Annotated in this window: 9 protein-coding genes; all 9 read right to left on the bottom strand. The window is 45.2% G+C overall.

Going from position 1 to position 12,325, the window contains the following annotated elements:
- Positions 1–166: 166 nt before the first annotated feature.
- The 9 genes from IE163_RS02265 to IE163_RS02225 all read right to left on the bottom strand — a co-directional run bounded on the left by IE163_RS02265 (position 167) and on the right by IE163_RS02225 (position 12,240).
- Positions 167–673 (bottom strand): hypothetical protein, encoded by a 507-nt coding sequence (locus IE163_RS02265; protein WP_189429713.1) that lies wholly within the window; start codon positions 671–673, stop codon positions 167–169.
- Between the two features lie 149 nt (positions 674–822).
- Complete coding sequence (locus IE163_RS02260) at positions 823–1,665, bottom strand: sensor histidine kinase (protein WP_189429711.1); 843 nt, start codon at positions 1,663–1,665, stop codon at positions 823–825.
- 9 nt (positions 1,666–1,674) lie between these two features.
- Entirely contained in the window at positions 1,675–6,477 is a 4,803-nt protein-coding gene (locus IE163_RS02255; RefSeq protein ID WP_189429709.1) for an EAL domain-containing protein, read from the bottom strand.
- A gap of 8 nt (positions 6,478–6,485) precedes the next feature.
- Entirely contained in the window at positions 6,486–6,842 is a 357-nt protein-coding gene (locus IE163_RS02250) for a response regulator (protein ID WP_189429706.1), read from the bottom strand.
- Between the two features lie 9 nt (positions 6,843–6,851).
- Positions 6,852–7,214: an Hpt domain-containing protein gene (locus IE163_RS02245; RefSeq protein WP_189429704.1), complete on the bottom strand. Its 363-nt coding sequence runs from the start codon at positions 7,212–7,214 to the stop codon at positions 6,852–6,854.
- On the bottom strand, positions 7,195–8,169 hold the full coding sequence (locus IE163_RS02240; RefSeq protein ID WP_189429702.1) for a response regulator: 975 nt from the start codon (positions 8,167–8,169) through the stop codon (positions 7,195–7,197). The genes IE163_RS02245 and IE163_RS02240 overlap by 20 nt, the downstream gene beginning before the upstream one ends.
- 224 nt (positions 8,170–8,393) lie before the next feature.
- On the bottom strand, positions 8,394–9,755 hold the full coding sequence (gene hemN, locus IE163_RS02235) for an oxygen-independent coproporphyrinogen III oxidase (protein ID WP_189429700.1): 1,362 nt from the start codon (positions 9,753–9,755) through the stop codon (positions 8,394–8,396).
- A 118-nt stretch (positions 9,756–9,873) separates the two neighbouring features.
- Complete coding sequence (gene rnk, locus IE163_RS02230) at positions 9,874–10,281, bottom strand: nucleoside diphosphate kinase regulator (RefSeq protein WP_189429698.1); 408 nt, start codon at positions 10,279–10,281, stop codon at positions 9,874–9,876.
- Between the two features lie 129 nt (positions 10,282–10,410).
- Positions 10,411–12,240 carry an esterase/lipase family protein gene (locus tag IE163_RS02225; RefSeq protein ID WP_229833402.1) on the bottom strand — a complete coding sequence of 610 codons (1,830 nt, stop codon included), beginning with the start codon at positions 12,238–12,240 and terminating at the stop codon, positions 10,411–10,413.
- Between the last annotated feature and the right edge of the window lie 85 nt (positions 12,241–12,325).

Here is a 12,325-nt window from a genome sequence, read left to right as displayed (position 1 = left end):
AAATGGCATGCTAGCTGCTTATATTACAGGGCAATTAGAGTTGCAAACATCCAGGGAGCACACCCGCTTTGCGGGCCTATAACAACACTTACTTATTAAAGTAAGGTCAAAACAAAACGCCAGCGGCTCTACATGACGATTGCCGTTGGCGTTTTACAGTTTAGCTTTACACTCTGGCATTACGGAAGATCCGATCACGTTGATGATCAAAACGATCATGCTCACGCTCTATCTTAAAAGCAAACTTATCATAGGCCTGATCAACCCTACGCTGAAACTTCTGGCGAGCTTTATGTTGCTGCTGGCCTTTGGCTTTGCGGCTATCACGTTGGTATTCACGCGCTAACCGCTCCAGATCACGGTCTAATTCGCGCTCGTAACTGGCCAGCTTACGGTGATGCTCTGCGGCTAAACGCCGTAATTGCTTGCGGCTACGCTCATCTAAACGCGGTGGCGCATGCCGCAAGACATAGTGACGGCTATAACCCTGGTACACGGGGTCAATTCTGGATACGCGTAACAGCTCTTCTGCTGCCCGATGCAAGGTAAAAGCCACCACATCTTGCACTACCCGCTCTGCCGGATCATAGGCACGACTTTGGGCCGCTAACGGCCAGGCCGGTAATGTCATTAAAGTAGCGATTAACAGCGTTTTATTAATACCTGTTTTCATAGCAGGCTCCCGTTCTGGCTAGACTCCTACTCATTTTGGCAAAGGTGGCTGAATAGCCGCTGAAGGATAGCAACGGGTTGTTTTGTATCATGGGTGAGTCACTGAACAGTACAATAATTTAGGGTAGGTCTAGTTCCACAACCCTGACGCTAGCCTGCAGCAGCGGCAGTTGCTAAATGCCTTGGGATCTTTACAATAAAACAGCTACCCAGCCCTAATTCGCTTTTGGCTTCAATCAGGCCACGATGTTTTTCCAGGATACTTCGCGATAGCGCTAACCCCAGCCCGGTGCCCTGTCCTTTTTGTTTGGTAGTATAAAACGGCTGAAAAATCTGTTCCAGTTTGTCAGCCGCTATACCGGAACCATTGTCAGCGACACTCACCCAAACCCAGTGTTCATCAAAGCCAGTAGTAATCGTAATCACTCCCGCCGACTCAATAGCTTGTGCGGCATTCATCAGTAGATTAAGAAATACTTGATTAAGTTGTGACGGAATACAATACACTAATGGTAAATCGGCAAACTTTTTGACGATCTCGGCTTTATATTTCAGTTCGTTAGCAACGATGTTGAGCGTACTTTGAATACCAAGGTGAATGTCTGCATCAACAAATTCATCCTCATCAAGATGCGAGAAATCTTTCAGATCGCGGATTATTTCAATAACCCGATACAACCCCTCCTCTGACTGAGCCAATAGTTTTGGCAAATCCTCACAAATATAATCATAGTCAAATTGTGATTTAAGCAGGTTGCTTTGTGCTATCGGTAATTGTTCACTCATCCTGCGTACCAGCAAAGTAAGGCTATCGGTATACTCGCTTAACACTGCCAGGTTAGATGCCACATAACCAATCGGATTGTTAATTTCATGGGCCACTCCAGCGGCGAGCTCACCAAGAGATGCTAACTTTTCAGAGCGCAGTAACTGCTCAGTGAGTAACGTAACTTGCTGCTGCAGTTTCTCTGTCTCGTTTTTTTCGCCTGACATAACATAACCCTATTCGCTGACGGCTAAATGCTGCTGTTCACGATAGCGCCGAAAAGCTGCGCTAATCTCTGCTTTTAACTCTTCATCCTGCCAGGGTTTGGTGAGAAACTTATAAATAGCACCGTGGTTAATCGCGTCAGTCACAGAGCGTAAATCGGTATAGCCTGAGAGCACCAACCGGATGGTATCCGGGTACATTTCTTTTACCCGGCTTAAAAATTCAGTGCCATTCATTTCTGGCATCCGCTGGTCAGAAATAATAACCTGCACCTGATGCAGTGCCAGCAATTCAAAAGCCTCAGCGGCGCTGCCGCAGCATAAGATCTGATAAGGCTCTTTTCGTAGCAATCGCTTTAATGAATGCAAGATGTTTTCTTCGTCATCAACCAACAAAAGCGTTTGTGGTGCCAGCAAAGCCCGTTGTTTAGCTAGTGGTGCATAGCGGGTTAAAAATACTTTTAACTGCTCAGCAGGCATCGGCTGAGCAAAATAATACCCTTGTAATTCATCACATAAACTCTTTGCCAAAAAGCTTGCCTGCGCTTCAGTTTCGACTCCTTCCGCGATCACCTTGATGCCAAGTTGGTGCGCCATGGCAATAATGGCCCGGCTGATTGCAGCATCTCGCTGATCTGTAACTAAGTCTTTAATAAAGCTGCGATCAATTTTTAGTTTATCAATGGGTAAGCGTTTTAAGTAATTTAAACTTGAGTAACCAGTACCAAAATCATCTATGGCAATACTGATCCCCAGCTTTTTAAGTCTCTGCAATTTATTCACTACCAAGTCGATATTTTCCAATAACAGCGATTCGGTTAACTCTAGTTCAAACCAACGTGGCTCCAACTGACTTTGCTGTAGCGTTTGTTCTAACTGGGCAACAAAGCCAGAACGTTGAAATTGTAAGGAAGATAAGTTGACTGCCATAATCAGCGGGGGTAAGCCAAGTTGCTGCAACGAGTAGTTAAACGCCGCGGCCTGTTCAATTACCCATTGACCAATTTCAATAATCAACCCCGTTTCCTCAGCCACTGGAATAAATTCATCAGGGCCAATCATGCCAAGCTCGGGATGTGGCCAGCGCAGTAACGCTTCCAAACCGGTTAAACGCCCGCTACCCGCCTCAACCTGTGGCTGGTAGTACAATACAAACTCTTGTTTTGCTACGGCTTTTTTTAACATGGTGCGTAAATTAATTCGTTTATTTAACGACGTTTCCATCTCAGCGTGGTACCACTGATAATTATTTCTACCCAGCTGTTTTGCTCGGTACATTGCTAAATCAGCTTGCTGCACTAACTGCATCGGCTCATTAAGAACCTGGTCCATCAGGCTAATGCCAATACTCGCCGTTACCTGCAACTCATGCTCTTCTACCTGCATGGGTTCGGACACTATCTGCAAAATTTGCTTTGCCATATTGTCTAGCAGGCCAATATCTGACAAATCCGGTACCATTAATACAAATTCATCGCCCCCCATCCGGGCAAGAGTATCACCAGGGCGCAACTGTCGCTTTACCCGGTTACTAATTTGTCGCAGAACTTCGTCACCAACCAAATGCCCCAAGCTATCATTAATTAACTTAAAGCCATCCAAGTCGATAAAGAGTACAGCTACTTTTTCGTGGTGTCTGGCACTGATGGTGCAGCTTTGTGTCAGGCGATCCCGAAACAAGCTGCGGTTTGGCAACCCGGTAAGCAGATCATAAGACGCATTTTTGGCCAATTCCTGTTCGTAATTTCGCTGGGCCGTAATATCTGTTTGAATGCCAACATAGTGGGTAATGTTTCCCAGCTCATCTGGCACAGGTGCTAAAAATAAATGATTCCAAAAAGCACTACTATCTTTGCGATAGTTTCTTAGCACCACACTGCATTCCTGGCGGGCACTGATGGCCAAACGAATTTGATGAATGGCAAGTTCGTCACGTTCTGCGCCTTGCAAGAAGCGACAGTTAAGCCCAAGCACTTCGTCGCTGCTGAATCCGGTTAACTTTTCAAAAGCATGGTTTACATAGCATACAGGCATGTCCGGTCCGGTAATGTCAACAATCACTACCCCACTAGCACTGGCATCAACCGCTCGTTTAAATAATCTCAATTGCTTTTCGATTTGCAAACGCAGAGTAATATTTTTCGCCATGCCAATAACACCGGCAATCCGACCATCGATCCAGGTAGGCACTATGGTGATCTGCAGCTCTAACTGCTGAGCACTATAGTTGAGGATACTGGTTTCGAAGCTGACGGCCTCACCCGCCAGGGCTTTGGTAAAATAGGCTGATACTGCGGGTAACTGTTCAGGCAAAATCACCCGATTAAAATGCGTATTACGTAACTCTGCCAATTGCCGTTGAAGCAGTTGGCAACCAGCCTCGTTAATATCTGTAAAATAACCGCTTTCACTCAGCACATAAATTGGATCAGGACTAAATTGATATAACGAGCGAAAACGCTGTTCACTTTCAGTTAGTAAGCGCTTTTGCTGCGCACGGGCAATGGCTAAAGCAGCAAAACGACAACAACTCACGAGTAATTCTAATTCGTCCTTGTTGGGTGCCCGAGCTTCAATACAGTACAAGGCAAAGGTGCCCAATACTTCATCTTTTAAGGAAATCATCGGCATAGACCAGCAAGCTTGTACCCCTTCCGCCAAGGCTATCGGTGCACCAGCCCGCCATTTAGAGTCCGTAGCAATGTCATTCACCACGACCAAACTTTTTTGAAAGGCAGCAGTCCCACAGGAGCCAGTATTATCAGCGATAGGTAATGCTGCAAAAGCAGAATGGTATCTAGGGCTAAATGACGGAGCAGATATCAAGTTTAAATGCTGACCGACCTTGAGCATTACGCTTGCTTTCACTAAAGGTTGCTGCTGCTCTGCTAGAAAACTAACTTGCTCTAAAATTTCGGCCAATGGCCGCTCATTCGAAATCGACAGTAGAATACGCTGTTGCATCTGTTGATAATGCTCTGCTTTCACCAGCTCAGTGATGTCCCTTGCTATCGCATACATGATACCTAACCCAGCGTCATAGCGTGACGACCACATCAGATAAACAATGTGACCATCCTTATGTACATATCTGTTCCGAAAATACTGGGTAAAGTGTCCCTGGAAAACATTCTCTGCTTCTTGCTCAGTGAGCAATCTGTCATCGGGATGCACAAAATCCATAAAGGCACCACCAAGTAACTCGGCAGCTTTATATCCAAGCACCCACTCGCATGATTGGCTAACCTCAAGAAAGCGGCAATTTCGGTCAATCATGCAGATAATATCGCCCGTATTATCCATAATTTGTTGATGCTGTGACTGTAGTTTACGCTTCGCCTCCAAATTAAGCCGTAAACGCTGGTTCGAGGAAAGTAAACGTCGTTGCTGGTGTAATATCTGTCGTTGGTACTGCTGACTCAGTAACGCCAACATAGCGGCTAACCAACCTGCGAGTAGCAAAACTTCGGAGATCTGCCTAGTTAAGTTTAATGCACTCTTTAGATCCCGATGCAATTGCAAGCGCCAATGTTGTTCACCAAACAACGACACAGTAAATTCTGCCAGTCCAAAATATTCAAGGTCTGATTGACGCTGATCGATGAAAAAGCTGGATTTATCCTGATACGCTAAGGTTATCGCATAGCCTGGTGGCACAATAACTGGAACGAGCGCATTCATAATATTTTGAAAATCGATGCCCGCAATAATTTCTATAAGATTGGACGCGTTAGGTCTAGGCAACAACGCTCGGATAAAAGTATGATCAACCTCACTATCATAGAAAAACGATAAATAGGGTTCAATTACGATGTCGTTTTGTGTGTCTATGCGCGTTAAAGCCATTGCATAATCATCAAACCAGTGGCTTTCAGGTTCAGATTTGCTTATCGAGTATTGTATCTGCTCAGATGCATTCACGACTGCCAGATAGTCCAGGTAAGTAAAGTCTCTTAAATAACTGCTAAACTCTAACTTTAAAGAATGAGCAAAATCAGACTGCGGTGAGCTCGCTAATCTATCTGCTAAACGATACATCAAGCCCCGCTGCTCATTAATGATCTGATCAAGTTGTTGCTGAAACTTTTCCGTCGTCTCCGCCACAACCTTTTTATTCGTAATCGATAATTGATGCATAAAATTAAGCCAAAGCATCATGGTTGCAATACTAAGGAACAAGGCCAGCCAGCTGCCAGGGCTGCTTTTGTGCTCAGCTAAGCGAAAAGTAGAGGCAAAGGGTGCGGTTAAACCCGCTAAAGCGCAGAAAAGAAGGAAAATTGCAGTGTTAAGCGCTACGGAAGGTGCCCCACCTAACTTATAGCCATAAAGGGTTCCAGTATCTTCCAAGATGACAAAAACAACCAGCACCAGCAGCAACCCAAAACAAAGATTACTGATACTTCGCATACGTCTTATACGTTGGATGCCAAGTTTACGTACTTTAAAGCCAGTTAACTGACCCACAATAAACAAACACCAGCAAAAGAGCTGCAAGCCTGGTAAGAATTCAATGTTAGCGTTTGGAAGAAACCATGTAATAAATGGCGAATAAAAGAATAGAGTTAACGATAAAACTGCCAGAGAACACCACAACCAGCTGCCACGCTTGTTCAATGCGGCAATAAGCGTAAACACCGCAGCGGTAAATAACAAAATACCAGAAATAGGAAATATTACCCGTAAATGGCCTGGGTCACGAAACAACAACTGGTTAAAAATGACCAACAGAGTACCAAATAGCAACAAAGCTAAGCTGCTATAAAATAAACTAAAGCCAATCATTAAGCGAAAATTACCTGGTACTTTACTAAACATAGTGACACTCATGCAGTGTTGACCAATAACTCCAGATTGGCAATCAATGTAGCTTGGCTACAAGGCTTTTCTAATACAGTATCGAGCAAGGTGCCAGGAGCTTGCTGAACTAAGTTAAGATTACCGCTTATCAATACTCGCTTAATATTTGGATACTTATCTTGCAGCGTTTCAAGCAGAGCAATGCCGGAAAGGTGTGGCATTTGTTGATCAGCTACCACAATATCAATATTGTGCTGCTGCAAATACGCCAACACATCCTGACTTTTTGCCAACGTATGACATCGGAAAATACTGTTTCTTAGCATACGCCGATAAGCATCCAACACAAAAGGCTCATCATCGACAAAAAGTACTTCCGGCATGGACTCTCCTTATTGCTTTAATACTAACTTTAACTGCTGTTGTAGTAGCTGCCAGCTCTCTGGCAGCATTAGCAATGCTTTCTGTAATTGTTCAGTATCACCGCTACGTGCCGCGTGCTCTAACTGATTACTGAGTCCCGCCATGGGTTTCGCCCCCACTAAACCACAGATACCTTTTAAACTATGCGCTGCAATCGCTAAAGCAGTCAGATTACTCGCTTTCATCGCCTGTTGAATATCTTGCATGTAGCCGGAAGCCGCCAGATAAAACCCCGTTAGCGCAAACACTATCGTCTCTTCACTACTGTCACCATACATCGCGGTCAGCACGTCCAAGTCAAGAATAGTGGCATCATCTGGAAGATTTATCATCACTGCCATCCGTCCGCTGAATTAAGGGCTTATTGCAGGTTTGCATCCACCAATAAGCGAATTTCTTCAAAAGCGCCAAAATGTTATTATGATGTTTTACATTAATCACAGCGAGCTCTGCCATTAACGCGCTCAGTTTATCCAGGCGTATCTGCAGCATGCTCCAAAATTCCGGCCGCTGTTCGCGCTGTCGCATCGACTTTACAATATGCAATAAATAATCTGCTGCGGCACATGCTCTTTTACGCTCAGCTTCAATAGCTACCGGTTTGCAATTGTTGATAAATACATTGTGAAAACAACTCAAGTTATAAGCCAAATTCCGCAAACGTCGATCTAGCTGATAGTAGCCAGTTGTCGCATCTTCAGGCCAATACAAAAAATCACGTTTCTCTAACTGTTGACCATTCTCATCTAACTCCGCTTCTTCCTGCTCTGCTTTTTGGGCCAGCTCTCTGACTATCGCAACTCGAAAGCGACGCTCCTCTTCCTCATCACCTTGAACAGCAGGTGTCTCTATACGTTGTTTCATTTCCAGATAGTGCGCAGCGGGCTGGATAAGCTTTTCATGTCGCAAATGATGCTGAATTTTCTTGCTTAATTGGTCGGCGGTTAACGGCTTTGCCAAAAAATCATTCACATCAAATAAAATACATTGTTGAATCAACTCACGATAAGCATTGCCTGAGAAAATGATGATGGGAATATCATGAGCTGTATTAGCAAAAAGCCCAGAGCGGACTTTTGAGAGCAACTCCAAACCGCTTGGGCCTTTCAACTCGATATCAGTTATTAATAAATCGATATTTTCGTGTTCCAAAACTTCGCTGGCAGTTTTGGCATCCAACGCCTTAAATGCCTTACATCCTGCAACCTTATTGGCCACACCATAGAGGAAATCACACATTAGGATAACGTCATCTAATACCAAAACATTAAAGTTTTTTAGTAACATATAGCCTTATCAATCCTTGTTCAGAGCATATGACTATGGCAGTAAAAGACAAGCCGTGCTGAAACCGCTATTAAAAATTATAGTATATACTCAGCCCCCTCAGTTTGCTTGAAGAATACAAGTGTTTTACAAAGATAAAGGAAGGCGTCAGAAGGCCTCTGGGTTTAAGCCAGATTGTCGTTTGCATAAAGAAGAGCCGCCAACCGGAGAATAGTACTAAAGTACTACACCACCTTGGAGTAACGCTGTTGTCCTTGCAGTAAGTAGGCATCAAAGCAAGCACAGATGCTGCGCACCCAAAGTCGTCCCAGTTCAGTAACTTGGAGTCGCCCAGCATACACTTCCACCAGGCCGTCTTCCATAAAGGGCTGTAGCTGTTGTAAGGCAGTATCAAAATAATCCCAAAAATGGGGGAGCTGCCATTGCGCACTAAAGGTTGTGATATCTAAAGTGAAATGGCAAATAAGTTGGCTTATCAGGGCCGCACGTAATCTATCATCCTGCGTTAAAGTAACACCCCGCTCTACCGGCAATTTCCCCTCAAGCAAAGCAGCATAATAGGCCGGTAGTGCTTTGCTGTTTTGCCACAAGACGCCATTAATCTGGCTAATACTGGATACCCCTAAGCCCAGCAGCGCGTCCTGTCCAGCGGTGGTATATCCCTGAAAATTACGTTGCAATTTGCCAGCTTGCTGCGCTTTGGCCAGGGTATCATCAGCTTTGGCAAAATGGTCCATACCAATAAACTGGTAACCCGCTGCCACAAATTGGCTAATAGCCAACTGCATTAAGGCAAGTTTTTCCGGCCCCTGCGGCAAGCTGCTATCGGGGATTTTGCGCTGAGCTGCAAACCGCTCAGGTAAATGGGCATAGCTAAATAACGAAATACGATCAGGATCCAGCCGGATAATTTCAGCCACCGTTTCGGCAAAACTGTCCTGTTGTTGATAAGGCAAACCATAAATTAAATCTAAATTGACCGAGCTAAAACCCAGCTCGCGACAAAGTTTTACCTGATGTCGGATTAAGTCAGTATCCTGTACCCGGTTGATCGCAATCTGCACTTTCTCATCCAGATCCTGCACCCCAAAGCTAACCCGGTTAAAGCCTAGTTGCTTTAAATGGCGAAGTTTATTGTCACTGCAACTACGGGGATCAATTTCAATACTAATCTCAGCATCCGGCAAAATAGTAAAATGCTGCCGCAGTAACACCATCAAATGACTTAATTGTGCTTCCGTTAAAAAAGTCGGAGTACCGCCACCCAAGTGCAGAAGATTAATCACTTTATTGCTTACCTGTGGCTGGTAAAAAGCCATTTCGTGCGCTAATGCTTCTAAATACTGATCGGCTTTATGCTGATGGCGGGTCACAATTTTATTGCAACCACAGTAGTAACAAAGCTTATGGCAAAACGGGATGTGTAAATACAGGCTCAGCTCTGGCCCGGCGCCTCGTATTGCGCTGGCAATAGCCGCCTGTTCAAAGTTAGTCTGCAAAGCTAACGCGGTAGGGTAAGAGGTATAACGCGGCCCATTAATATTGTATTTAGCCACTAAGGCCGCATCCCATTCAAATCTTTGCATCTGGTACCCTTGCCTGCACTGCATCACTTAAGGCTACCAGTATAAAAGTCTCTAGCCGCTACTGCCTTGATCTGTCGCAAGCAGTAGCGTACATCTGGCCACTTTTCTGCTACAGAGCTTAGCGTAAATACTCGCCAGCGCGCTCTGGTTGATACAGCACCTCTAAAATTTCTACAGTGCGGCTTTGGCTATTAGGCATGGGCCAATTTAGTGATTGGCCAACAGCTAACCCCAATAACGCACTACCTACTGGCGCAAAAATAGAGACCTGTTCGTCATGTTTTAGATCATGTGGATAAACCAAGGTTTTCTCAAACACTTTATCATCGCCAATAAACTTAAAGCGTACCGTCGAGTTCATCGTGACAACATTTGCCGGTATGGCTTCTGGCGCCACTATCGTGGCGCGATCCAGCTCGTTTTCCAGCTGTTCCACCTCCGGGGTGAGACGCGGCATTTTTTCAATTAATGCCTCTATCCTATCCATATCCAGACTCGAAACGATAATTGCCGGTTGCGAACTCATACGCTACTCCTAAAAAGTTTGCTGCTGAAAAAAAGAAAGCCCGCGGGCATTAGCCTACGGACTTTCTATATTTACAGCACTTATATCGCCACTTGTGATAAAAAGCAAGTTGTTGCTTAGTAGCGTAGGCTAAGGCAACTCTGTCAGGTGTTGATAAAGAATGCGTCGGATTTCAAGAATAGCGGCCGAGGTTTCCTGGACGCTATGACCAGATCGGATAACCATTTCAGACTCAGCACCCGCTAAATGTGCGCTCAAGTAAGGTACAACCCCATCAGACTGCTGCTCTATTGGCAAGGCGGGTTTTTCCACTGCAATAATTGAGTGGTAGCGCACCTTACTGTGTAGCGGCAAAACTACTGCCGCCCGAATAAAGCTATCGTGCTCACTTAGGTTATCAATACTAGTAAACCTGACTTTGGGTGCTTCAATTTGCTGCTCAGGCTCTAGTATCACTTCAGCAAACTGCTGCACCTTTTCAATCACTTTTACCGGTAAGGTAATAAGACCGGCTAACCAGCGTGCCAGCCGGTAATCCGCCACACTGGTACCACGATGCGGTGCGGCAATAAACACCGCCCGGGTGACTCCTGGCAGAGGGGTAATCGTCAGCTCAGCACTAAAGCGACTTGCTAAACGCCTTTTACGCTGAGGATCCAACTGCAACAACTCGCTAAGTCTGTCTAAAAAGGCCCCGTCATCCTCCGATACTAACAAACGTGCTAATAAGCCCCCCATGCTATGACCGATAATGACCATATCATCCGACGCCGCAGCACCCCCTGTTGGATCAACCGTTTGCAAGGTTGTTAATACGGTTTCCCGAATACTTTGTAAATTAATAATCAAGGGTAAGTTGGTGGGATAGTAAAGTTGCCAAAGTTGATAACGCTCACGCAGCGCCGCATCACCCAATACCTCATTGGCCGTATTAACCCAAGCCTCGGGGCTACTGGCAATACCGTGCAACATTAAAATAATTTTGCGATTAGGATCATAAGGCTGCAGCATAAAAATATGTGGGCTTTGCAAAGCACTGGCTGACCCCATCAAATTACGAAACGCTTGACGGGAAAAGTCTGAACGGGCCAACCATAAACCATAACTGGCGGTAAAATTGGCAGCCAGTGGCACCTGAGCAACATTAGTTTGAAAAGACGCGTGCTGCAAAGGATCTAATAGCGCCAGCGTCACACTATCACTGCTCAGTAACTGAGACAGGGTATTGCCATTAAAAGCCAATAACGCCGTGACGATGGGCGTCGGTAACATACTAAAAACGTTTTCTGCCTTCACTGAGGTATCGGCTACAGCAACCAACTCAGCACCTAAGCCATCACGGCGAAACTGATTACGGATCCCTTTAAAAGAGAGCGCTGCAGCAGGGAGTAGCTGCTCTGGTAAGCGCTGCGGATGATAACGACTATGCTGGAACTCAGTGTCAATTTGCCAATGGCCAATTTGATAACGACCGCTTTGTTGCTTTACTTTGTTTTGATGCTCAAATAACAAAACGGCTACCTGCTGCACTGCAAAATTATAGTAATCTCTTACCTGCGTTTGCCGATCTTCGAACACTCGTTGGGACGGCGCTACACCGGAAAAAAATAAATAAGCATAAGCATAACGCGCACTCATTAGGTAAGCATTTACCTCTTCTTCAGCACCTTGCAACGGTTGCTTACCCAAAGAAAGCGCTTGATACATCCAAAGCTCTGACATAGCTGACAACCGCTGTGGCATGGTTAACCCTAGTGCGGTATGCAGCATTTCGGCACACTCGGCTGCACGTTTTTCGCAAGCGCTGCGTTCTTGCCCTAAGATTTGCAGTACTGCCAAACTATACTGACTAAACTCTCCGGTAGTTAATACGTCACCACGGCGCTGCTTTACATAATCGCGGCTATCTACACTGGATACCGACACCATGGCGCAGCCAGTAAGTAAGGCAAATGCCATTGATAGATAACTTAGCGAAAGCATGATTCGCAAAGCGAGTTTACGATCTAAAAGGTATTTACGTATTAGATTCACTGCTGTCCAT

Origin of the sequence: Alishewanella longhuensis (assembly GCF_014653435.1) — a bacterium.
Lineage (GTDB): Bacteria > Pseudomonadota > Gammaproteobacteria > Enterobacterales > Alteromonadaceae > Alishewanella > Alishewanella longhuensis.
The sequence above is the reverse complement of the archived record's forward strand: the minus strand, read 5'-3'. Positions and strand labels throughout refer to the sequence as shown.